The organism is Brevibacillus sp. DP1.3A, assembly GCF_013284245.2.
Lineage (GTDB): Bacteria > Bacillota > Bacilli > Brevibacillales > Brevibacillaceae > Brevibacillus.
This window is the reverse complement of the sequence record NZ_CP085876.1, coordinates 4,760,299-4,783,336: the sequence shown is the minus strand read 5'-3', so window position 1 is coordinate 4,783,336 and position 23,038 is coordinate 4,760,299. Positions and strand designations below refer to the sequence as shown.

Below are 23,038 nucleotides of genomic sequence, written 5' to 3'. Positions count from 1 at the left end.
ATGATTGATTGTTTTTTTGTTGTAGCTTCATGAAGTTTACATGGGTTAGACGGGGGAGGGCCTCAAAAAGACGCAAGAGATTTTAAGGAAAAAAATGAAAAAACCATCGAACTCGGATTAACCGAAATACGACGGTTTTTAATTGTAGCGATAACTTGATTGTTTGTTGTAGTGATGACGAAAACGGTGTCATCAAATTGATTTGCCACATAAACTCTTGTTCCATTTGGAGTAATGGTTACTCCATTCGGCTCCTCTTTTTTCGCATGATGATTCCAATCTATGAAGGAAGCAATGGATCTGAAAGGGATAGATGACAAGCTACATACACACAATTGCGATAATTGAATATTAAAAATATTATCGTCAATTTAAATCAGATTACGCTATACTATTCATGTGTAAAAATCTTCTAATTTAGTGGGGGCGGAAAAAATGAAGAAACTCGTATCTCTGGCAGTCGTTGCAAGTATTGCGATCCCGTTACTGAGTCCGACCTTTGTCCAACAGGCTGCTGCAAATGCTATTCATGATTATCGTAACGAAGTTCAGGTCAACCAGTTCCGCCCGCATGGGGGAGATAAGCAGGAAGTGAATGATTTCATAGCGTCCTTGGTGAAGCAACGATCCAATCCTGCTGAGGTAGCAAAGCTGGTAGCAGATGATTCCTTGACGAATTTTGCGATGAAAACCTATATGGAAGGATTGGCGCAATACAAGAACATTCAGGTGATCGAAGCAAAAGTAGACAAGCTGTACACCGTCACGAAGGAGGACGCTTATAATAACTACCGCGCGATTGTGAAATTCAAATACGTCGGGTATACCCCAGATAACAAGGCCATTGAAAAAACGGATTACCTCGGGTTGGCCAGACTGGGGACAGACCCGGTGAACTGGAAGGCGTGGGGTGTCATTTGGCAGGACTCTGGCATCGATGTGTCAGATGTGAAGCTGTTTCAGTTGGAGAAGCCACGCAAAGGCGAAGAAATATGCGTGATCACGACTGATTCAGGTGTGATCAAGCTGAGACTGTTCCCGAACAAAGCACCAAAAGCGGTGGAAAACTTTAAGACATTGGCGAAAAAAGGGCAGTACAACAATATGATTTTTCACCGTGTGATCAACGATTTCATGATTCAGGCGGGAGATTTGAAAGGGCCGGATGGCAAGGAGCTGCCGAGTATTTACGGCGAGTCGTTTGAAGACGAGTTTAGCCGGGATCTGTTCAACTTCAGAGGCGCGCTCAGTATGGGGAACGCTGGACCTAATACGAACAGCACCCATTTCTACATTGTACAAAGCCCCAAGGTAGATCAGGAGTATCTCGATTTGTCGGCGCTGCCTTTGAACGCAGAAGCGAAGTATAAAGAAATTGGCGGACGAGCTTACCTCGACAATCGCCACACTGTTTTTGGTCATGTATTTGCCGGGATGGAAGTGGTAGACAAGATCGCTGCCCAGAAAACAGATGAGAATGCGAAGCCCATCCAAAATCCGATCAAGGTGCAAAAAATCGAATTTGTCCCGTATAACGAATAAGTTTTGCAAGCAAAAACCCCCCTCTTATTCCTGCCATTTGGGATGACGAGGGGGTTTGTCTATGAAGAGGAGATACAAGTCAATATGGCTCCCAGCGCAGTTTTCGTGCTTTTTCGAATCGCTCTTCCACATATGGCCAGTTGACGATATTCCACCAGTTCTCTACATACTTGTCTCGCTGGTTTTGATACGCCAGGAAATAGGCATGCTCCCATACGTCCAGAGCCAGTAGCGGAATCACATCCCATTGTGACAGGTTCTGGTGCTTTTCGGCTGTAAGAATCTCCAGATGATGTGCTCGCGGGGACCAAACGAGGATCGCCCACCCAGGACCTTCTACCTTTTCTGCCGCCTGACTAAATTGTCTCTTAAAGGCGTCATACGAACCGAAATACCGATTGATTGCCGCTGCAAGATCACCAGAGGGAGTGCCACCTCCATTTGGACTCATGGATGGCCAAAAGATAGTGTGCAAGTAATGACCGGCCCCATTAAAGGCTAGCTCGCGTTCCCAATGGCGTATGAGATCGAAGTTGCCACTTTCTCGAGCCTCTGCTAGCTTCCGTTCTGCTGTATTAAGATCGTCTACATACTTTTGATGCAGTTTGTTGTGATGGATTTGCATGGTAGCTTCATCGATGTACGGCTCCAAAGCGTTGTAGGCATAAGGGAGCGGAGGGAGGGTATGTCGGCCGACAGCCACGGGGCGTGCCGCACGGACTGGCTCGCGCACACCGGGATAGGAAACGGGTTCTGGCACTACAGGCACTTGTACTTCTTCCGCCAGCGCTGGCTGTGCATTTATTGATTCCTGAACAGGTTCCCGCACCTCTGCTTCCAAATGCTCATCTTCACTCAACTGAGCTAGTCGTAAAAAGTGATGGAATTGCTCCTGCACCTGTTCTGCCCGAGTGACGAGAGCAGGGAGCTCGTCGCTTTCTTGTGTGGAACCAAGCTTCGATGCTTGCCTTCCGATCACTGTAAATGATTCTTCGAATTTGTGCAGATGCCGTTCGAGTTCTCGGTTGAGGGTCTTATGTCTACGCAAATGCTCGATCCATTGTCGGCCCCATTGGCTCCAGTCCAGTAAATTCTTGGCTTCTTCTACCAAAAGATTCTCCTCCTCGTGGGCACATCATCTCTCCCCACATTATGAAAGGCGCCTAGAGAAGGTGCGACATTTGCGGAGTACAAGAAATTTCATCTCGGCATATGGTAGTAGCACAAATGTTTGAGTGGTATGCTGTACTATATTCATTTCAACAGGGGAGACACATTAGCATGAGTAGAGAACGAGCGATTGCCGTTATTGATTCAGGAGTGGGAGGATTAACTGTTGCGAAGGAAGTCATGCGTCAGCTACCCGAAGAACGGATTGTTTATGTAGGCGATAATGCCCGTTGTCCGTATGGCTCCAAATCGCCGGAAGAGATTCGTACCTACAGCTTTCAAATGATCGATTATGTGATGCGTACACCGTTAAAAGCATTGGTGATCGCCTGTAATACTGCGACTGCCGTCGTGCTGGAGGAAGCGATGGAGGATTTGCCGCTGCCCGTCATTGGGGTGATTGAACCAGGCGCACGCGCGGCTGTTCAAGTGACGAAAAACGGAAGGGTCGGTGTCATCGGGACGGAAACGACCATACGTACCAAGGCGTATGAGCGTGCGCTTTTACGGATTCAACCGGATTTGTACGTCGCAGGCATGGCTTGTCCCGCATTTGTGCCACTGGTGGAGAGCCACATGGCGAACTCGGAGGAAGCAAGAAGAGTCGTAAAAGAAACGCTCGCCCCGTTCTTGCACGAAGATTTGGACACGTTAATTTTGGGCTGTACACACTATCCGTTGCTAGCACCAGTCATTTCGGAAGTGATGGGAGATCGAGTACGCTTGATTAACTCCGCAGAAGAGACAGCGCGAGAATTGTCCCTGCAAATTGCGACGGACGCCGAAAGTAAGCAAATAGAGCGCCCGGAACATCTGTTTGTGACGAGTGGGGACGCCCACAAATTCCGGACCATTGCAGAAGAATGGCTGGATTGCAAAGTAAACGTCCAGCACAACTCATTGGAAAAATCCGTCCAGCCCTGATGGAAGACCTTGTCTGTCGAGACAAACTTTCAACGCATAAACCCAAGCCTAGCTCGTATACATGGTAGTACAAAGTGTCTGGAGGAGGCTGGGGAAATGAAGATAAGGCACATCGGGAAAATGACGGCCGTGCTGGGGGTTAGCGCAGTGCTTTTGTCGGGCTGCGGTCTCTTTGGCCCGGAAAAGGAAACGATTAGTATTGATGCACCGCCACAGTCAGAGGTATCAGTGGATTTGCCAAACGGCACGCCGTCCCCGGATGCTGCAAAAGAAGGTGCACAATCGGTCGTTCAGGAGACTGGAGAGAGAATGGTGTACTTGCAGGATGCTAACGGATATATCGTTCCTGTCTCGATGACTCTTCCGAAATCAGAAGGTCCTGCCAAACAAGTATTGAGCTACATGGTAAAAGGTGGTCCGGTAGACAGCATGCTCCAGGGTGGCTTCTCCGCTGTCTTGCCGAAAGGGACAGAAGTAAAAGGACTTGTCATCAAAAACGGCGTAGCCACTGTCGATTTTTCCAAAGACTTCAAAACGTACGAGGAGAAAGACGAGAAGAAAATTGTCGATGCAGTCACCCGGGCGTTGACGGAGTTTAGCAACGTCAAGACTGTGCAAATTTGGGTGAATGGAACGCCGTTGACGGAAATGCCAGCAGCCAAAACACCCATAACGCTATTAGACCGGAATCAAGGAGTCAATCTCGAACTGGGCGATGGGGCGGTACCAGGAGATACCTCCAGCGTAACGGTTTATTTCCAAGGACAGCTGGATGATACACGTACGTATTATGTCCCAGTCACTCGCCTGGTTCCTGAAACGGCTGACATCGCCAAGGCAACCGTTGAAGAGTTGATCAAAGGACCAAAACAAGGATCTCAGCTCTTTAGTTCCTTGCTGCGTACGACACGTGTTCTGAATGTGAAGCAGGAAAAAGATTTGGTGACGGTCAATTTGAGCAGTGACATCCTCAAGTATGACGATGGCAAGGAAGCGAGCCCAGAAGCCCTGCAATCGCTCGTCTTGTCATTGACAGAAACGACAGGAGCCAAGCAAGTGCAGCTGCTGGTGGAAGGAAAACCGCTAGCCAGTGGCGAGTTCACCAAGCCAGTGAGCCGCCCAGTTCAACTCAATCCCATACAGATGTAATGAACGAGCCACGCCCGTAATAACGAGCGTGGTTTTTGTTCGCCAATTGTTTGCTGCAAGAGTAGCTGCTGGTAGCATGGAGGAAGTGACAAGAATATTTGCAATTAACGTAAATAAGGAAGAGGCGTTTGTGCAGTGGCAGATCGTTTCCCGCCTCTGGTATAATGAGCGGAGTGTAACAAAGCGATTTAGGAGGAACTTGGAATGAGAGTGGATGGCCGTGCCCATGATCAATTGCGCCCTGTAACCATTACGCGCAATTACATTAAACACGCAGAAGGATCGTGCCTGATTGAAGTCGGAGACACAAAGGTGATTTGTACGGCGACTTTGGAGGACCGGGTACCGCCTTTTATGCGTGGTGGCGGGAAGGGCTGGATCACAGCCGAGTATTCCATGCTTCCCCGAGCAACAGCGACCCGCAACGCGCGTGAGTCGTCCAAAGGAAAAGTCGGTGGACGTACAATGGAGATTCAGCGTCTGATCGGACGTGCTCTGCGCTCCGTCGTGAACCTTGAAGCAATGGGTGAACGCACCATTTGGCTCGATTGCGATGTCATCCAGGCAGACGGAGGTACACGGACAGCTTCGATTACCGGAGCCTTCGTGGCAATGGTAGACGCGATGCAAAAGCTGGTGGATGGTGGCACATGGAAACAACTGCCGCTCAACGACTTCCTGGCAGCGACCTCAGTAGGGGTAGTTGGCGAGGAAGCAGTGCTCGATCTCAACTACAAAGAAGATTCTACAGCGATTGTCGACATGAATGTCGTCATGACAGGAAAAGGAAAGTTTGTCGAGCTGCAAGGAACAGGGGAGGATGCACCGTTTTCTCCTGAACAGCTACAAGAAATGATTGCCCTTGCAAAAGTCGGCATTGACAACTTGATTAACAGTCAAAAAGAGGCGCTCGCTGATGTTTCGCTCTCTTTTGCACAATCAGTAGCGGAGGAAAGTCATGCCTAATCGAAAAAAAGTCGTTCTTGCAACACGTAACCAGGGAAAAGTGAAAGAATTCAACAGGCTGTTCGCAGAGGCAGGCTGGGAAGGAATTAGCCTCGCTGAATTTGATGGTGTGCCTGAGGTAGTAGAAGACAAGGACACCTTCGAAGGAAACGCGTTGAAAAAAGCAATCGAAATCTCTACATATTTGAACATGCCAGCCCTCGGTGACGATTCAGGGCTGGAAGTAGATGCGCTGGAAGGACGCCCTGGTGTTTACTCCGCACGCTTTGCCGGGGAAGATGCAACAGACGAGCAGAATTGGCGTAAATTGTTGAAAGAGCTGGAAGAAGTGTCGACACAGGAACGCACTGCTCGCTTCCGTTGTACGTTGGCGTTGGTGATTCCAGGCGAAGAGCCAATCATTGCCACTGGCGCATGTGAGGGTGTGATCGCGCGTGAGCCAAAAGGGACAAACGGCTTTGGATACGATCCGGTATTTCACATCCCTTCGATGGACAAAATGATGGCCGAACTCATGCCAGAAGAAAAGAACCAGATCAGCCACCGTGCTCGTGCCATGCAGCAACTGCTTGAAATCATCAAGTAGACAAGAGAGAAAACAGGAGAGTGAGGCGTGATGGGAATTCTCATCATGAGCGATAGCCACGGCTTGGTTCGGGAAGTAAGCCAGGTCGTCAACCGACATCATGTCGAAAAAATATTGCATTGTGGCGATTTTTGTGTCGACCATCAGCGCGAGCCGTTTTCCAACATGACGCTTGTCCGAGGCAATTGCGATTCGACACAAGAGGTGCCGACTGAGCAAGAGACCGAATGGCGCGAACTTCACATCCTGCAAACGCACGGGCATCTTTTCGGAGTGAAAGGCTCTCTTCTGCGCCTTCATTACCGTGCAGAAGAGGTCGGAGCAAATGTAGTCGTATTCGGTCACTCTCATGTACCTGTCTGTGGCGTAGAGAGAGACATCTTGTTTCTGAATCCGGGCAGCCTGCAAATGCCGCGCGGTTTTCACGTACCGACATATGCTCTTTTAGAAGAGACAGGAACGAGCCCGACAGAAGTTTACATATCCGTGGCGTTTTATGATCATTTAGGCAACCCGGTTTCACAATTGGGAGGGAACTATTCTGTTCGTCAACCAATGAGGTCTTCTTGAAAACTAAAAGATTTGTGCTATACTAGAATGGTTATAATGGCTAGAATATTATCATCCGAGCCTGCGAAGATACCATGGCGCGGCTGGCGATGTTCTGTTATTCGATTTAGGAGGGGAAGTTTACGTGGCAGCAAATTGGGAAAAGGTAGAGAATAACCAGGGAGTCCTGACGATTGAAGTAGATGCTACGCAAGTAGACGCAGCATTGGATCAAGCGTTTAAAAAAGTGGTTCAAAAAGTTCAAGTTCCAGGATTCCGTAAAGGAAAAGTACCACGCAAAATGTTCGAATCCCGTTTTGGTGTAGAATCTCTGTACCAAGACGCTCTTGACATTCTGCTTCCAACTGCATACGGACAAGCTGTTCGTGAAGCTGGTATCGAGCCAGTAGATCGTCCAGAAGTAGACGTAACGCAAATGGAACAAGGGAAAAACCTGATCTTCAAAGCGACTGTAACTGTGAAGCCTGAAGTAAAGCTGGGCGACTACAAAGGTCTGTCTATCGAAGAAAAAGACTTCTCTGTAACTGAAGAGAGCGTTGACGCTGAACTGAAGCGTATGCAAGAGCGTCATGCTGAGCTGGTAGCAGTAGAAGAGGGCGCAGCACAAACAGGCGATATCGCTGTAATCGATTTCGAAGGCTTCCAAGACGGAGTAGCTTTCGAAGGCGGTAAAGCAGAAGAATACTCTCTGGAACTGGGTTCCGGTACTTTCATCGCAGGGTTCGAAGAGCAACTAGCTGGCTTGAACATCGGCGAAGAAAAAGAAATTACCGTAACTTTCCCTGAAGAGTACCACTCTCCTAACCTCGCTGGTAAAGAAGCGGTATTCCAAGTGAAGCTGAACAGCCTGAAGCGCAAAAACCTGCCTACTTTGGATGATGAGTTTGCCAAAGACGTGAGCGAGTTCGACACGCTGGAAGAGCTGAAAGCAGACACCAAGAAAAAACTCGAAGAAAAAACAGCGCAAGAAAAAGATCAATATGTTCGTGAGCAGCTCGTTCTGAAAGCAGCTGAAAGCGCTGAAATCGATCTGCCAGCAGTAATGGTTGAGCATGAATTGGATCAAATGGTAAATGAATTTGGTCAACGTCTGCAATACCAAGGCATGACTCTGGAACTGTACTACCAGTTCTCTGGCATGGATGAGAGCCAACTGCGTGATCAATTGCGTGCAGACGCAACATCCCGCGTTCGCACTTCCTTGACTTTGGAAGCAATCGGCAAAGCAGAAAACATCGAAGCAACAGAAGAAGACGTAAACGCAGAACTGGATAAACTGGCTGGCGTATACGGCCGCCCAGCTGATGAGCTGCGCAAAATCTTCTCTGCACAAGATGGCATGGTTGCTCTGTACCGCGATGTGCAAACTCGCAAAACAGTAGATTTGCTGGTTGCAGAAAGCAAAGTAACAGCATAAGCTTAGAAGAACGCATGATTGGTCAGTGGGCAGGCTAACCCTGACGCTGACTGTCAAGACCACAAGGCACGAGTGTATCGTGCCTTGTTTTTCCACCATTGACTTTTTTCGGCAAAGGAGGAAAATACATAATGCTAATCCCTATGGTCATCGAGCAAACAAGCAGGGGAGAGCGCTCCTACGATATTTACTCGCGCCTCCTGAAAGACCGGATTATTCTCTTGGGCACCGAGATTGATGATGAAATCGCCAATCTGGTTGTCGCTCAGCTGCTTTTCTTGCAGGCAGAAGATCCGGACAAAGACATATCGCTATACATAAACTCTCCAGGTGGTTCTGTTACAGCAGGAATGGCCATCTATGACACCATGCAGTACATCAAACCAGATGTGTCCACGATTTGTGTGGGCATGGCTGCCAGCATGGGTGCGTTCCTGTTGGCTGCTGGTGCAAAAGGCAAGCGCTTCGCTCTGCCAAATGCCGAAGTAATGATTCACCAACCGCTCGGTGGTGTGCGTGGGCAAGCAGAAGACATCCGCATTCATGCGGAATGGATTATGAAAACGAAGCGCCAGCTGAATGAGATTTTGTCTGAGCGGACAGGTCAGCCTTATGAACGCGTAGAGCAAGATACAGACCGCGACAATTTCATGAGTGCAGAAGAAGCAAAGGCCTACGGATTGATTGACTCTATTATCGAACGCAAAAACTGACCCGTTGTGAGGTGAAGCGCATGTTTAAGTTTAACGACGACAAAGGCCAACTGAAGTGCTCCTTCTGCGGCAAGTCCCAGGAACAGGTGCGCAAGCTGGTAGCTGGTCCTGGTGTTTACATTTGTGACGAATGTATCGAACTGTGCAATGAAATTGTACAGGAAGAACTGGGCACTGAAGAAGAAATCGATATGAAAGAAATTCCAAAGCCAGTGGAAATTCGCAAAATCTTGGACGACTATGTCATCGGTCAAGATATGGCGAAGAAGTCCTTGTCTGTAGCGGTGTACAACCACTACAAACGGATTAATTCCGGGGCGAAGATCGAGGATGTGGAGCTGCAAAAATCCAACATCATGCTGATTGGTCCGACTGGTAGCGGGAAAACGTTGCTCGCGCAAACATTGGCGCGCATTCTGAATGTACCTTTCGCGATTGCGGACGCAACTTCTCTGACAGAAGCAGGCTATGTGGGCGAAGACGTTGAAAACATCTTGCTCAAGCTCATCCAGGCTGCTGACTATGATGTTGAGAAGGCTGAAAAAGGAATCATTTACATCGACGAGATTGATAAGGTAGCCCGTAAATCGGAAAACCCATCCATCACGCGTGATGTATCTGGTGAAGGCGTTCAACAAGCGCTTTTGAAAATTTTGGAGGGTACTGTTGCGAGTGTTCCACCACAAGGCGGACGCAAGCATCCTCATCAAGAGTTCATCCAAATCGACACGTCGAACATTTTGTTCATCTGCGGTGGTGCATTTGATGGCGTCGAGCAGATTATCAAGCGTCGTTTGGGTAAAAAAGTCATCGGTTTCGGTGCAGACTTCGGAGATGGCGTAAAAGGCGATCTGAAAGCCGGAGAATACCTGAAATACATTTTGCCGGAAGACCTGCTGAAATTTGGTCTGATTCCGGAGTTCGTCGGTCGTTTGCCAGTGCTTGCTACCTTGGAGCCGCTGGATGAGGAGACGCTCGTGCGTATCCTGACAGAGCCGAAAAACTCTTTGGTGAAACAGTACCAAAAACTGCTGAGTCTCGACGGTGTTGAACTGGAGTTCGATAACGGTGCGCTCATGCAAATCGCCAAAGAAGCGATTAAGCGCAACACTGGTGCGCGTGGACTGCGTGCGATTATCGAACAAATCATGCTCGACATGATGTATGAGCTTCCTTCCAGAGAAGACGTCAACAAGTGCGTGATTACCGAAGAAACGGTTCGCGACAAAGTGAAGCCACAACTGTTGACCAAAGAAGGCCAGGAATTGCACGAAGAAACAGCATAAGCATTGTCTACACAAACCATCTCGTGATAAGCGAGGTGGTTTTTTTGTTGTTGGTTTACGTCTACGTTTGCGGGGCAATACTACTTGATATCGTTCAAGAGAAGCTTTACATATGCACAAAACGGTCATGAACGTGTTCCCTCTCTTCGGGGGACAAAAGCTGACCGCAAGCGAAGACGCATGGGAGGGACTGCATATGGACTATACGACATTGGTCATTGCTGTCATTGAAGTGGTTGTTGGTATCGTGATCGGCACCTACTTTTGGAACTTGCTGCGAGCGCAGAGAAACACGAAAACCTCAACCGAAAAGGAATCGCGCAAGGATCTTGATTCCATTCGTAAAATGAGAATGGTTGCGTTGACGGAACCTCTGTCAGAGAGAACAAGACCAGCGACTTTGGAAGAAATTGTAGGACAAGAAGATGGGCTTCGTGCGTTGCGTGCCGCTTTGTGTGGTCCCAACCCACAGCATGTCATTATTTATGGGCCGCCTGGTGTAGGCAAGACCGCAGCGGCTAGGGTCGTGCTGGAAGAAGCGAAGAAAAATCAGCTATCGCCGTTTTCTTCTGATGCCAAGTTTATTGAAATCGATGCGACGATTGCTCGTTTTGATGAGCGCGGGATTGCTGACCCGTTAATCGGTTCTGTACATGATCCTATTTATCAAGGAGCAGGCTCGCTTGGGCAGGCGGGGATTCCGCAGCCAAAACCAGGCGCTGTGACAAAAGCGCACGGTGGCATGCTTTTTCTTGATGAAATAGGGGAACTTCATCCTGTGCAGATGAATAAGTTACTAAAGGTTCTCGAAGACCGCAAAGTCATGCTAGAGAGTGCTTACTACAGCGAGGAAAATAACCAAATTCCTTCGCATATTCATGACGTTTTCAAATACGGTTTACCCGCTGATTTCCGTCTGGTTGGAGCGACTACGAGGTTGCCAGAAGAACTGCCTCCTGCGCTTCGTTCCCGTTGCCTGGAAATCTTTTTCCGCCCATTAAAGGCTGGAGAAATTGGGAGTATCGTGCGTACGGCCGTGCCTAAAATGAATATGAATATAGAAGACGGCGCAGTTTCTGTGATCGAGCGCTACGCGACCAATGGACGTGAAGCGATCAATACGCTGCAAATTGCTGCTGGAATTGCCTTGACGGAAGAACGCCATGACATCCAGGCTGCCGATGTGGAATGGGTGATGCACAGCAGTCAAAAATCGCCTCGACCAGAAAAGCAGGTGCATGATACACCGCAGGTCGGATTGGTCAACGGTCTTGCTGTGTACGGTCCGAACATGGGCAGTGTGATGGAGCTTGAAGTGACTGCTTCACCCACCGCTGTTCCTGGTCAAGGTCGAATGGCGATGACAGGAATGGCTGAGGAAGAGGAGATGGGCAGCCGTAACCGGACGATCCGACGGAAGTCGATGGCAAAAGGATCGATCGAAAACGTTTTGACTGTCCTAAACAGAATGGGCGTCCGCCCGTACGATTACGATCTGCATATCAATTTTCCGGGAGGCATCCCTGTCGATGGGCCTTCTGCGGGCATTACCATTGCTACAGCGATCTACTCGGCGATTTTGGATCAGCCTGTCGATAATTTACTGGCCATGACTGGCGAAGTGAGTATTCATGGGAAGGTAAAGCCAGTTGGGGGTGTAGTCGCGAAGGTGGAGGCCGCCAAACAAGCGGGAGCGACCAGAGTCCTCATTCCACAGGAAAACTGGCAAAGCATTTTTGCCGACATGAAGGGGATCGAAATCATTCCAGTGTCAACTGTTACTGAGGTACTCGAGCTAGCTGTACCGCAAGCTGCCATGCAAGAGGAAGAGGCGACGGGATTTACTTTGCAAATCCCAGCAGAGGATCTCGCTTCCTCTCCGCTATCACTGTAACAGTCGGGTATGCTCGCGGATTAGACATCGGATTGTGTTTGCGCTACAATGGAAAAAAGCTTCTGCTTGCAAAGAGCCTGAGGCCTTGCCCGGCCTGAAACGAGCTCCACAAAAAATGATTGCGTATGATCTTTTTTGTCTCGTTTTTTGGGGCCGGGCGGGCGTTAGAAAAACGGCTTTGAGGGCCGTTTTTGTCTGTTATAAGGCTCTTTGTAAGAGGGTAGATCAACAAGGAGAGGTGCATCCGCTTGGGCGAACGTTCCGGTAAACGAGAATTACCGCTTCTCCCGTTGCGAGGATTGCTTGTTTATCCGACAATGGTACTCCATTTGGACGTTGGACGGGAAAAGTCCATCCGCGCATTGGAGCAAGCCATGGTAGACGATAACAAGATTTTGCTTGCGACACAGGAAGAGGTCCATATAGAAGAGCCAGATGCTGAGCAAATCTACAGTATTGGTACCGTTGCGCGTGTGAAACAAATGCTGAAGCTGCCGAATGGGACAATCCGTGTATTGGTAGAAGGCTTGCAACGCGCGAAGATCGAGGAGTATCTTCAACAGGAAGATTATTTCGTCGTGTCGATTACATATTTGCAAGATGAAAAAACAGAGCAAAACGAAGTGGAAGCATTAATGCGTTCCTTGCTGGGCCACTTTGAGCAGTACATCAAGCTGTCCAAAAAGGTTTCTCCAGAGACGCTAACCTCTGTGCAGGACATTGAGGAACCGGGACGTTTGGCGGATGTGATTGCTTCGCATTTGCCGCTTAAGATGAAGGATAAACAAGAAATTTTGGAGACGACCAACATCAAGGAACGTCTCGAAATTCTCTTGACCATTTTGAACAACGAGCGCGAGGTACTTGAGCTGGAGCGCAAGATCGGCAACCGCGTGAAGAAACAGATGGAGCGCACGCAAAAGGAATATTACCTGCGTGAGCAAATGAAAGCTATCCAAAAAGAGCTGGGCGACAAGGACGGACGCCAAGGCGAAGTAGATGAGCTGCGTGCTCAACTCGAAAAATCGGACGCTCCTGAGCGGATCAAAACGAAGATCGAGAAGGAGCTTGAGCGTCTGGAGAAGATGCCGGCGACTTCTGCGGAAGGCTCAGTCATCCGTACGTATATCGATACCTTGTTTGCGCTGCCGTGGACGAAAACAACAGAAGATAATCTGGATATTCATCATGCGCAGCAAGTTCTCGATGAAGATCATTACGGCTTGGATAAACCCAAGGAGCGCGTCTTGGAGTATTTGGCAGTACAAAAGCTGGTAAACTCCATGCGTGGACCGATCCTTTGCCTGGTAGGCCCTCCGGGTGTCGGGAAAACGTCTCTGGCCCGTTCCGTAGCGCGTGCAATCGGGCGCAATTTCGTTCGCATTTCCTTGGGTGGAGTACGCGACGAAGCAGAGATTCGCGGACACCGCCGCACGTATGTAGGTGCTCTCCCAGGAAGAATCATACAAGGAATGAAGCAAGCTGGTACGATTAATCCTGTCTTTTTGCTGGATGAGATCGACAAGCTCGCGTCTGATTTCCGCGGAGACCCTGCGTCTGCACTGCTCGAAGTACTCGATCCAAACCAAAATGACAAATTCAGTGACCACTATATCGAAGAGACCTATGATTTGACGAACGTCATGTTTATTACGACCGCAAACAGTCTCGATACGATTCCGCGTCCGCTTTTGGACCGGATGGAGGTCATCTCAATTTCCAGCTATACCGAACTGGAAAAGCTGAACATTTTGCGTGATTACCTCTTGCCGAAGCAAATGCAGGATCACGGTCTGGGCAAAGATAAGCTGAAAATGAACGACGATGCGATGCTGAAGCTCGTTCGTCTGTACACGCGAGAAGCGGGTGTTCGCAACCTCAATCGCGAAGCAGCCAACGTATGCCGCAAAGCTGCCAAGCTGATCGTGAGCGGTGAGAAGAAGCGTGTCGTGGTTACGGTTAAGACGTTGGAGACACTCCTCGGCAAACCGCGCTACCGCTATGGGTTGGCGGAGAAAAAAGATCAAGTCGGCTCCGTTACGGGTCTGGCTTGGACACAAGCAGGCGGAGATACGCTGAATGTAGAAGTCAGCATTTTGCCTGGAAAAGGAAAGCTCACCCTGACAGGGAAACTGGGTGATGTCATGAAGGAATCTGCACAGGCTGCATTCAGCTATATTCGCTCCCATGCAGATCAGTGGGGAATTGATCCGTCCTTCCATGAGAAGAACGATATCCACATCCACTTTCCAGAAGGGGCGATTCCAAAAGACGGTCCGTCTGCTGGGATTACTATGGCAACCGCACTCGTATCCGCCCTCACGAAAATCCCTGTGAAAAAAGAAGTGGGGATGACGGGGGAGATTACGTTGCGAGGTCGGGTTCTACCAATTGGCGGGCTGAAAGAAAAGTGCATGTCTGCTCACCGTGCAGGTTTAACCACGATCATTTTGCCAAAAGACAACGAGAAGGATATCGAGGATATCCCGGAGAGCGTACGCGGTGAACTGACATTCTATCCAGTTGATCATTTAGATGAAGTGCTGCGTCACGCTCTAACTAAACAGCCAGTAGGTGACAAAGCATGAAGGTAACATCATCAGAGTTTATTATCAGCGCGGTTGGACCAAAGCAGTATCCGACTGATGGTCTCCATGAGATCGCGCTGGTAGGACGCTCCAACGTAGGAAAATCATCCTTGCTCAATAAAATGATGAACCGCAAAGGGCTTGCCCGGATCAGTTCTCGTCCGGGTAAAACCCAGACATTAAACTATTTCCGTGTGAATCAAATGCTCTACTTCGTTGACTTCCCGGGTTATGGGTATGCAAAGGTAGCGAAGACGATCAAGGAACAATGGGGAAAAATGATCGAGGGCTATTTGAAAAATCGGGAAGAGCTTCGCTTCATTATTCAACTAGTCGATATTCGTCATGCTCCGAGTAAAGAAGACGTTGCGATGTACGATTGGTGTAAGCAAATCGGGATCCCTACCGTAGTCGTAGCGACGAAAGGTGATAAAATCGCTCGCGGGCGTTGGCTACAGCATACGAAGATCATCCGTCAAAGCCTGAATTTGCGCGGGGATGATACGATCATCGTATTTTCCTCGGAGACAGGTCAAGGTAAGGATGAACTGTGGGCAGAAATCATGCGTCGTATCCGTGCTGGCGAGGAAATGGCCAGGGAGACGGCTACTAAGGCTGAGGAGACTGCTCCAGCCAATGAGTAATTCTTAGACCCAATTCGTCGTGGGGAAGGGAGCATCTGAGTGAGCGGGAGTGCTTGCTTTGCAGTACGTGGTGTGATCGAAGGCTTCTATGGAACACCCTGGACACATGAAGAGCGGCTGGATATGATCGATTTTTTGCACCGACATGATTACAACGCGTATTTCTACGCTCCAAAAGATGACGAGTATCTGCGGGAACGCTGGATGGAGCCGCTTCCTGTGAAAGCCAATCAACAGTTAGATGAGCTGATCCAGCGGGCTAAGACTCGCAACATGCAGTTTATTTATTGCTTGGGTCCTGGGCTCAGCATGGAATATACGAATCGTCAGCACTTGGAGCTGTTAGGTAGGAAGTATCAGGATTTGTACGATCGCGGTGTGCGCTACTTTGCGTTATTGTTCGATGATATCCCCATGCATCTATTGCATGAGAAGGATGTAGCCGAGTTTGCCCATTTGGCGGAGGCGCATGCCCGAACGACGCTTTATGTGTGGGATTTGATACGCAGTTGGGGCGAACCAGTTAAGTTGGTTGTCTGTCCTACTCAATACAACGGGATTGGAAAAGAAGCGTACATCATGTACCTCGGCCAGCATTTGCCGCCAGAAATCGATTTGTTCTGGACGGGACGATTCGTCTGCTCGCCCTACCTGACGGATGGTGATGCCATTCGCTTTCAGGAGTACACGGGTCATCAGCCATTTTATTGGGACAACTACCCGGTGAATGATTTGGCGATGGCGAACGAACTACATATCGGTCCATTGCGTCACCGTGATCCTGACCTGTGGCAATACGCAGCAGGCTATGTGGCGAATGCGATGTCTAGATCAGAATGCTCGAAGATTCCTTTGATTACGACGGCAGCTTATTTGCGAGATCCGATCGGCTACGATCCTGATAGAGTATGGAAACAAGCCGTAGAGGAAGTAGCGGGACAAAAGGATGCAAATGCTTTCTTCACCTTTGCGGATAACGTGCAAAGCTCGTTTTTATGCGAGGTGGAATCGCCGCGATTGCTAGAAGCTATCCTGACCTTCCGCTTTCATTTTTTGCAGGGAGATCGGCAAAAAGCCATTGCTGACTTGACGGCTCTTTTTCAGAAGATGGAGGCTGCGGCAGACAAGCTGTTGGCAGGAATGACGAATCAGAAGCTGGCAGAAGAAACGAGGCCGTGGGTGGAGAAGTTCCATCTGTGGACCAAGGTCGGTCTGTCGGCAGTCGCTCTCATCGATCATGGGACAAGAGGGCGACTGCCACAAGCAGCGTATCACTTGCTCCGCCTCAAACAGTGGCTCAAACGAACGGAGCGTTACCCGCAAGAAGTGTGCGGACCGGTCATGCAGCTTTTTGTGGATGCGGTAATGCTAGAGGTCAAGAAGAGCTCATAAAAAAAGTTCCTTTCCCGCAGGGGAGAAGGAACTTTTTTGCTTTTCGAATCAGGCGGATTCACGACCGTCACTTGGCTTTCTCTGACGGAAACTCCGCACCCATTCTTGAATCGGCAGCTCAGCGAGAATCATGCCGGTGAAAATAAGGAGACATCCGGTTAACTGTCTTCCACTCAATATTTCATGAATAAAGACGTATGAGGTGACTGCAGCAAATACGGGTTCCAAAGCGAAAATGAGAGCGACCCGCGTCGAGCTGGTTTGTTTTTGCAAGGCTGTCTGCGCGAGAAAGGCCAGTGCCGTGGCGAAAATAGAAGTGACGATCAACCCAAAGGCCACCTCGGGTATGAGCAAGATCGCCGGATCAAAAGCACGACTCCAATCCTCAAAGAAAAAGGCATACAGCCAGCTCATCACACCTACCGTGCCTAATTGCGTGATGGCAAGGGGCAATGCTGCAAAACGAGGTGCGTATTTACCGGTAGAGACAATTTGCATGGCGAAGCAGATTGCACCGACGAAGATCAGGGCATCACCGAGATTAAAGGAGAATGACTGGTTCTGCGTCAGCAGATACAAGCCGAATGCTGCTAGAATCACACCGACGATAGCGAAAGGCTTGACGCGCTCACGTAAGAGCAAAAAAGAGAAGAGCGGCACCAATACGACGGATAATCCAGTGATAAAGCCAGCTTTGGACGGCGAAGTATACAAAAGTCCTACGGTCTGTAAGGCGTATCCCAGACAGAGCCAAAAGCCGAGGATGACGCCTGCACGAAGCAGTGGCCCTCTCCATTCAGAGGTCTGCCCACGATGACGATTGCGGATGAAATAGATGATCAATAAAAATAACGCAGCAATGGTAAAACGAACAGCGTTAAACGTATTGGGAGGCAGCGATGCGATTGCCTGTTGTACGATCAAAAACGTAGTTCCCCAGATAACTGCGACGAGGAGCAGCGTTATGTCTGCCATCCAAGGTTTTCTCAAAGATTCTTTCCTCTCCTTTCTGACATTTTCGCAATTTTTCTTCTGTTTTCATGTATAGCCGACATCATAAGGGATTCCCGGATGGAACGCAAGCGGATTATATAGGAGATACGCAAAGTACACTCCGTTAATAAACTTTTCACAATTACTCTTATCCGATTCGGGACATAATGATATAATAATAGTGCATTTTACATATGCCGCTAACAGGTTTGTTATTCTGGGAGGACATTATGGATATTCTTTTGCTGGGTTTAAACTACAAAACAGCTCCTGTCGAAATTCGCGAAAAGTTTACATTCAGCGACGATGGAACAGCACGCGCTCTTCATCTTCTCTCCCAGACGAAGAGTATCGCAGAATGTATCATCCTGGGGACGTGCAACCGGACGGAAATTTACGTCGTTTGCGACCAGGCGAATATTGGCCGAGACTATACCCGCCGTTTTTTGGCTGAATGGTTCGGCGTGGAGAAAGAACAATTTAAGGATCATCTCTATATAAAAGAGAACGAACAGGCAATCGAGCACTTGTTCCGCGTCTCTTCCGGTCTTGATTCGATGGTAATGGGAGAAACACAAATCCTCGGACAAGTCCGGGATGCGTTCCTGTTGGCGCAGGAGCGTCAAACGACAGGGACTGTCTTTAACACCTTATTCAAGCAAGCGATTACGTTCGCCAAGCGTGCCCATACAGAGACAGCGATTGGACAAAATGCGGTTTCTGTCAGCTACGCTGCTGTCGAACTGGGGAAAAAGATCTTCGGTTCCTTCGCAGGGAAGTCTGTCCTGATCGTCGGAGCGGGCAAAATGAGTGAGCTCACCGCCAAGCACCTGCACACAAATGGATCGGAACGCGTCATGGTAGCGAATCGTACATTGGAGAGAGCACAGCTTTTGGCAGAAAAGTTCAAGGGTGACTCCTGTACGATGGAGCAGCTGCCAGAGGCACTGCTCACAGCAGACATCGTCATCAGCTCGACCGGAGCGACAGGTTATGTCCTCGGCAAAAAAGAACTGGCTCCGATCATGAAACAACGGAAGCATCGTCCGTTGTTCATGGTGGATATCGCAGTTCCTCGCGACCTGAATCCTGACTTGCATGATCTTGATAACGTATTTTTATATGATATTGACGATCTCGAAGGCATCGTTGCGAGTAACGTTGCAGAACGTTCTCGTGAAGCGGAACGTCTGGATGTCATGATTCAAGAAGAGATTGTGGCATTCACGACCTGGTACCAGACGCTTGGAGTGGCGCCACTCATTGCTGCACTGCGTGACAAGGCAAACACGATCCAAAGCGAAGCGATGCGAAAAATCGAAAACAAGCTGCCGAACCTGTCTGAGCGGGAGATGCACATCATCCGCAAGACAACCAAGGGCATTGTCAATCAATTGTTGCACGATCCGGTCGTGCGTTTAAAAGAAATGGCAGCTACCAAAGATGGGGAAGAAGTATTGGATATTTTCGAGAAAATGTTTGCGTTGGAGGAGATCCTGGAGCGAAAAGAACAGGAAGCAATCTGGTCTAACGATAAAAATAAACAGACATCTTCTTCTCGGGAGCAAGTATTGGCTTCCCGGTTCCCTGACTAAGCTGACTTAACAATCTATCTGCTACTGTTAGAAACCGATTGGGAAAGTGGGGGAGAGAGTACATGGCCGAGGTGAGATGGATCTACGACTTGACGATCTTTCTCTACGCTGCAAGTGTTCTCTTCTATTTTAACGACTTCTTGCAAAGCAACCGGAAAGTCAATCGTCTGGCTTTCGGGTTGCTTGTTGTCGTTTGGGCCTTGCAAACCGCATTTTTTGTCTCGCAAGCAGTCATGAAGGGGTATTTTCCAGTCATTACGCTGTTTGAGACGCTCTTTTTTTATTCATGGGTGCTGGTAGGCTTGTCGCTTACCATTCACTATTTTTTTCGGATTGATTTGCTGGTATTTTTTACTAATATTATCGGGTTCGTCGTGCTCGTCATGTCGATGTTTTTGCCGGAAACGCCGATTGAGGCTGTATCGAGTATCTTGACCTCTGAGCTATTGTTGACACATGTGACACTGGCCATGTTTAGCTACGGGGCGTTCTCGCTCTCCATGATCTTCTCGGCCATGTACTTGCTTCAGCACAAAATGCTCAAGGAAAGACGCTGGTCCCCGTTGCTCAGGCGGTTGCCTAGCCTCGATCAATTGGAAGGCTACGCGTACCGAATGAACATGCTGGGTGTACCGATGCTCTTGCTCTCGATTGTATTAGGGATCATTTGGGGTAAAATGGTTTTGCCGGAGAAATTTCTGCTAGATTCAAAAGTAGTGCTCTCCATGCTGGTTCTTGCGATTTATTCGCTATGGCTGTACCAACGCTATCGGGATACGGTGCAGATGCGCAGACTCGCGCAGTGGAACGTCCTGGCGTTTTTGTTACTGCTTATCAATTTTTTAGGCTTCACTACTTCTACATTTCACGACTGGTGGTAGGGGCTGTTCATCAAGGAGGCTGTCATGGGAAAATGGAAAGTGGGAACGCGTCGCAGCAAATTGGCGCTCACCCAAACGAATTGGGTCATAGATCAACTAAAAGGGTTATCACCTGAGGCTGATTTTGAATTGCATGAAATCGTGACAAAAGGCGATCGAATCCTCGATGTGACTTTGTCCAAAGTAGGCGGAAAAGGGTTGTTTGTTAAAGAAATCGAGCAATCCTTGTTCGATAAGGAAACCGATTTTGCGGTACACAGCTTGAAGGATATGCCAGCTGAATTGCCAGAGGGCTTGGTAATCGGCGCGATTCCAAAGCGTGTTGATCCCCGTGATGTCCTGCTTTCCAAGGACGGCAAGACATTGGATGAATTACCACAAGGAGCTTTGGTAGGGACTAGTAGCTTGCGCCGTTCTGCACAAATTCTCGCACATCGCCCTGACATTCAGATCGAATCTCTGCGTGGAAATATTGATACGCGCATGCGCAAGCTGGAGGAAGGTAATTTTGATGCGATCATCCTAGCTGCAGCTGGACTTGAGCGCGTGAATTTTGAAGGGAACATCTCGCAGTTCCTGCCTGTTGAAATCAGCTTGCCAGCTGTCGGTCAAGGTGCGCTTGCCATCGAGTGCCGTGCAGACGATGAGGAGACACTCGCTCTCTTGAAGCAGTTTGATGACGCACTGACGCGTTTGGCGGTAACGGCAGAGCGCAGCTTCCTGCATAAACTCCAAGGAGGCTGTCAGGTGCCGATTGGCGCATATGCGACAATTGGTGAGAACAATGAAATTACTTTGACCGGAATGGTTGGCTCCCCAGATGGGAAACAAATGTTCAAAAACACGGCGACTGGCCAGGATCCATTAGCCCTGGGTATTCAAGTGGCGGAAGCTCTTCTGGCGCAAGGAGCGGGAGACGTACTTGCGCAAGTACTGCGGGAGAATGAGCAATGATTGTCCACGGATCGCACAAGCCGCTGACTGGCAAGTGCATCATGGTCACGCGGGCAAGAAGTCAAGTTCGCGAGCTCGTTGAACATATCGAGCGGTTGGGTGGAGAAGCATACGCATTTCCCCTGTTAAAAATGATGCCGCCGACGGACACTGCCAAGCTCGACGAAGCCATCACCCAGTTGCCAACATACGACTGGGTGGTCTTCACGAGTGTGAATGGCGTACGCTTCTTTTTGGAGCGCATGCGCGAGGTCGGGGTAGGCCTTGAAGCGTTCACTGGCAAAATTGCTGCGGTCGGTCCGAAGACGGCCCAGGCCCTTGAGCATCACGGACTCGAAGTAGCTGTCATCCCGTCTGATTACGTGGCGGAGGGCTTGCTTTCGAGCTTGTATGATCAACTGTTTCCTGGTCAGCGCGTTCTGCTGCCTCGTGCTGATATTGCCCGCAAGGCATTGCCAAAGGAGTTGGCTCGCTTGGGACTTGCTGTGACAGAGGTAGACGTGTATCACACTGTCATTGATGCAGAGCAGGCTCCAGATGCAGCGGAAAAGCTCCAGCAAGGTCTCATCGATATCATCTTGTTTACCAGCTCTTCAACGGTGACCCATTTTATGGCAGCGATGGAGCCTTATGCATCGTTTGACTGGCTTAAGCACGTTCAGATAGCCTGTATCGGACCAATAACGGCCGATACAGCAAAACAAAACGGGCTTTCTGTTCATGTGGTAGCGAGTGAGTACACCGTGGAAGGATTACTAGTAGCTATCATAGAGAATCTGGGAGGGAATCGACATGGCACAAACATTTGACCGTCATCGCCGTCTTCGCAAAAGCGCGGCTATGCGTAATCTGGTGCGGGAGAACCACGTACGGGTGGAAGACTTGATTTATCCGTTATTCGTAGTGGAAGGAACCGGTATTAAGAATGAGATTCCGTCCATGCCAGGCGTGTATCAGCTCTCCTTGGACAAACTGGCCGAAGAGATGAAGGAAATCGTAGCTCTGGGAATTCAAGCTGTTTTAATGTTTGGGGTACCAACACATAAAGACGCATGTGGAACAGAGGCGTACAATGATGATGCGATTACCCAGCAGGCGATGCGTCTGATCAAGGAAGCCCATCCGGAAATGCTCGTGATTGCAGATACATGCCTGTGTGAATACACCGATCATGGTCACTGTGGTGTGATTCATGAAGGCGAAGTCGTGAATGACGAAACATTGAAGCTTTTGGGTCAGACCGCCGTTTCCCAAGCAAAAGCTGGAGCAGATATCATTGCACCTTCGAACATGATGGACGGTTTCGTGATTGCAATCCGTGAAGCTTTGGACGAGGCTGGTTTTGAACACATTCCGATCATGTCCTATGCGGTGAAATACGCTTCTGCTTTCTACGGGCCGTTCCGCGATGCGGCAGGCTCGACTCCACAATTCGGCGATCGCAAAAGCTATCAAATGGACGCGGCCAATGCACGTGAAGGAATGCGAGAGGCAGCTTCCGATGTAAAAGAAGGCGCTGACTTCTTGATCGTGAAGCCAGGTCTTGCCTTCATGGACATGGTCCTTCGTCTGCGTGAGAACTTCAACCTGCCGATCGTGGCTTACAATGTGAGTGCAGAGTATTCCATGGTAAAAGCGGCAGCTCTGAATGGCTGGATCGATGAAGAGCGTATCGTTATGGAAACATTGGTTGGTTTCAAGCGCGCAGGTGCAGATTTGATCATTACGTACCATGCAAAAGATGTTGCAAAATGGCTGGCGAGGTGAGCACGAG

At 49.1% G+C, this 23,038-nt stretch carries 21 protein-coding genes; 18 read left to right on the top strand and 3 right to left on the bottom strand.

Going from position 1 to position 23,038, the window contains the following annotated elements; translation table 11 throughout:
- Nucleotides 1–62: 62 nt before the first annotated feature.
- A complete protein-coding gene (locus HP399_RS31195; protein WP_370642534.1) occupies nt 63–320 on the bottom strand; it encodes a hypothetical protein in 258 nt (85 codons plus the stop codon).
- A gap of 115 nt (nt 321–435) precedes the next feature.
- Here HP399_RS31195 and HP399_RS21920 point away from each other — a divergent pair, with 115 nt between their 5' ends.
- Nucleotides 436–1,542 (top strand): peptidylprolyl isomerase, encoded by a 1,107-nt coding sequence (locus tag HP399_RS21920; RefSeq protein WP_173618975.1) that lies wholly within the window; start codon nt 436–438, stop codon nt 1,540–1,542.
- Nucleotides 1,543–1,621: 79 nt separating this feature from the next.
- Here the strand turns inward: HP399_RS21920 and HP399_RS21915 are convergent, their stop codons facing one another.
- Nucleotides 1,622–2,653, bottom strand: a complete 1,032-nt coding sequence (locus HP399_RS21915) for a superoxide dismutase (RefSeq protein WP_173618974.1) — start codon at nt 2,651–2,653, stop codon at nt 1,622–1,624.
- 170 nt (nt 2,654–2,823) lie between these two features.
- On the opposite strand from HP399_RS21915, the gene racE reads away from it, so the two are divergent.
- The 12 genes from racE (at nt 2,824) to HP399_RS21855 (ending at nt 16,841) form a co-directional block, all read left to right on the top strand.
- On the top strand, nt 2,824–3,636 hold the full coding sequence (racE, locus tag HP399_RS21910; RefSeq protein ID WP_173618973.1) for a glutamate racemase: 813 nt from the start codon (nt 2,824–2,826) through the stop codon (nt 3,634–3,636).
- Between the two features lie 96 nt (nt 3,637–3,732).
- A complete protein-coding gene (locus HP399_RS21905) occupies nt 3,733–4,785 on the top strand; it encodes a GerMN domain-containing protein (RefSeq protein WP_173618972.1) in 1,053 nt (350 codons plus the stop codon).
- 204 nt (nt 4,786–4,989) lie between these two features.
- A complete protein-coding gene (gene rph, locus HP399_RS21900; protein WP_173618971.1) occupies nt 4,990–5,751 on the top strand; it encodes a ribonuclease PH in 762 nt (253 codons plus the stop codon).
- A complete protein-coding gene (locus HP399_RS21895; protein ID WP_173618970.1) occupies nt 5,744–6,337 on the top strand; it encodes an XTP/dITP diphosphatase in 594 nt (197 codons plus the stop codon). Before rph ends, HP399_RS21895 begins: the two co-directional genes overlap by 8 nt.
- Before the next feature lie 30 nt (nt 6,338–6,367).
- Complete coding sequence (locus HP399_RS21890; RefSeq protein ID WP_173619256.1) at nt 6,368–6,907, top strand: metallophosphoesterase family protein; 540 nt, start codon at nt 6,368–6,370, stop codon at nt 6,905–6,907.
- Between the two features lie 124 nt (nt 6,908–7,031).
- Nucleotides 7,032–8,324, top strand: a complete 1,293-nt coding sequence (gene tig, locus HP399_RS21885) for a trigger factor (protein ID WP_173618969.1) — start codon at nt 7,032–7,034, stop codon at nt 8,322–8,324.
- A 131-nt stretch (nt 8,325–8,455) separates the two neighbouring features.
- Entirely contained in the window at nt 8,456–9,037 is a 582-nt protein-coding gene (clpP, locus tag HP399_RS21880) for an ATP-dependent Clp endopeptidase proteolytic subunit ClpP (RefSeq protein ID WP_007722241.1), read from the top strand.
- A 20-nt stretch (nt 9,038–9,057) separates the two neighbouring features.
- Nucleotides 9,058–10,323: an ATP-dependent protease ATP-binding subunit ClpX gene (gene clpX / locus HP399_RS21875; RefSeq protein ID WP_007722243.1), complete on the top strand. Its 1,266-nt coding sequence runs from the start codon at nt 9,058–9,060 to the stop codon at nt 10,321–10,323.
- Between the two features lie 196 nt (nt 10,324–10,519).
- The gene (lonB, locus tag HP399_RS21870; protein ID WP_173619255.1) at nt 10,520–12,217 is read left to right on the top strand and encodes an ATP-dependent protease LonB; all 1,698 of its coding nucleotides are present in this window, start codon (nt 10,520–10,522) and stop codon (nt 12,215–12,217) included.
- A 248-nt stretch (nt 12,218–12,465) separates the two neighbouring features.
- Nucleotides 12,466–14,805, top strand: a complete 2,340-nt coding sequence (gene lon, locus HP399_RS21865) for an endopeptidase La (protein WP_173618968.1) — start codon at nt 12,466–12,468, stop codon at nt 14,803–14,805.
- Nucleotides 14,802–15,449: a ribosome biogenesis GTP-binding protein YihA/YsxC gene (gene yihA, locus HP399_RS21860; RefSeq protein WP_173618967.1), complete on the top strand. Its 648-nt coding sequence runs from the start codon at nt 14,802–14,804 to the stop codon at nt 15,447–15,449. Before lon ends, yihA begins: the two co-directional genes overlap by 4 nt.
- Before the next feature lie 39 nt (nt 15,450–15,488).
- Complete coding sequence (locus HP399_RS21855) at nt 15,489–16,841, top strand: protein O-GlcNAcase (protein WP_173618966.1); 1,353 nt, start codon at nt 15,489–15,491, stop codon at nt 16,839–16,841.
- 48 nt (nt 16,842–16,889) lie between these two features.
- Here HP399_RS21855 and HP399_RS21850 read toward each other — a convergent pair whose 3' ends face one another.
- The gene (locus tag HP399_RS21850; protein ID WP_370642531.1) at nt 16,890–17,831 is read right to left on the bottom strand and encodes a DMT family transporter; all 942 of its coding nucleotides are present in this window, start codon (nt 17,829–17,831) and stop codon (nt 16,890–16,892) included.
- Nucleotides 17,832–18,064: 233 nt separating this feature from the next.
- Here HP399_RS21850 and hemA point away from each other — a divergent pair, with 233 nt between their 5' ends.
- The 5 genes from hemA to hemB all read left to right on the top strand — a co-directional run bounded on the left by hemA (nt 18,065) and on the right by hemB (nt 23,031).
- Complete coding sequence (gene hemA / locus HP399_RS21845) at nt 18,065–19,429, top strand: glutamyl-tRNA reductase (RefSeq protein ID WP_173618965.1); 1,365 nt, start codon at nt 18,065–18,067, stop codon at nt 19,427–19,429.
- Between the two features lie 62 nt (nt 19,430–19,491).
- The gene (locus HP399_RS21840) at nt 19,492–20,310 is read left to right on the top strand and encodes a cytochrome C assembly family protein (protein ID WP_173618964.1); all 819 of its coding nucleotides are present in this window, start codon (nt 19,492–19,494) and stop codon (nt 20,308–20,310) included.
- A 24-nt stretch (nt 20,311–20,334) separates the two neighbouring features.
- Nucleotides 20,335–21,264, top strand: coding sequence for a hydroxymethylbilane synthase (hemC, locus tag HP399_RS21835; protein WP_173618963.1), 930 nt, complete (start codon nt 20,335–20,337; stop codon nt 21,262–21,264).
- Nucleotides 21,261–22,073: a uroporphyrinogen-III synthase gene (locus HP399_RS21830; protein WP_173618962.1), complete on the top strand. Its 813-nt coding sequence runs from the start codon at nt 21,261–21,263 to the stop codon at nt 22,071–22,073. The genes hemC and HP399_RS21830 overlap by 4 nt, the downstream gene beginning before the upstream one ends.
- Nucleotides 22,057–23,031, top strand: coding sequence for a porphobilinogen synthase (gene hemB / locus HP399_RS21825; protein WP_173618961.1), 975 nt, complete (start codon nt 22,057–22,059; stop codon nt 23,029–23,031). Before HP399_RS21830 ends, hemB begins: the two co-directional genes overlap by 17 nt.
- Nucleotides 23,032–23,038 lie beyond the last annotated feature (7 nt).

Bases quoted from the DNA above. Each gene is read 5' to 3' on its own strand.
- HP399_RS21920 (WP_173618975.1), top strand. From the start codon at position 436: ATGAAGAAACTCGTATCTCTGGCAGTCGTTGCAAGTATTGCGATCCCG.
- racE (WP_173618973.1), top strand. From the start codon at position 2,824: ATGAGTAGAGAACGAGCGATTGCCGTTATTGATTCAGGAGTGGGAGGA.
- HP399_RS21905 (WP_173618972.1), top strand. From the start codon at position 3,733: ATGAAGATAAGGCACATCGGGAAAATGACGGCCGTGCTGGGGGTTAGC.
- rph (WP_173618971.1), top strand. From the start codon at position 4,990: ATGAGAGTGGATGGCCGTGCCCATGATCAATTGCGCCCTGTAACCATT.
- HP399_RS21895 (WP_173618970.1), top strand. From the start codon at position 5,744: ATGCCTAATCGAAAAAAAGTCGTTCTTGCAACACGTAACCAGGGAAAA.
- HP399_RS21890 (WP_173619256.1), top strand. From the start codon at position 6,368: ATGGGAATTCTCATCATGAGCGATAGCCACGGCTTGGTTCGGGAAGTA.
- clpP (WP_007722241.1), top strand. From the start codon at position 8,456: ATGCTAATCCCTATGGTCATCGAGCAAACAAGCAGGGGAGAGCGCTCC.
- clpX (WP_007722243.1), top strand. From the start codon at position 9,058: ATGTTTAAGTTTAACGACGACAAAGGCCAACTGAAGTGCTCCTTCTGC.
- lonB (WP_173619255.1), top strand. From the start codon at position 10,520: ATGGACTATACGACATTGGTCATTGCTGTCATTGAAGTGGTTGTTGGT.
- yihA (WP_173618967.1), top strand. From the start codon at position 14,802: ATGAAGGTAACATCATCAGAGTTTATTATCAGCGCGGTTGGACCAAAG.
- hemA (WP_173618965.1), top strand. From the start codon at position 18,065: ATGGATATTCTTTTGCTGGGTTTAAACTACAAAACAGCTCCTGTCGAA.
- HP399_RS21840 (WP_173618964.1), top strand. From the start codon at position 19,492: ATGGCCGAGGTGAGATGGATCTACGACTTGACGATCTTTCTCTACGCT.
- hemC (WP_173618963.1), top strand. From the start codon at position 20,335: ATGGGAAAATGGAAAGTGGGAACGCGTCGCAGCAAATTGGCGCTCACC.
- HP399_RS21830 (WP_173618962.1), top strand. From the start codon at position 21,261: ATGATTGTCCACGGATCGCACAAGCCGCTGACTGGCAAGTGCATCATG.
- hemB (WP_173618961.1), top strand. From the start codon at position 22,057: ATGGCACAAACATTTGACCGTCATCGCCGTCTTCGCAAAAGCGCGGCT.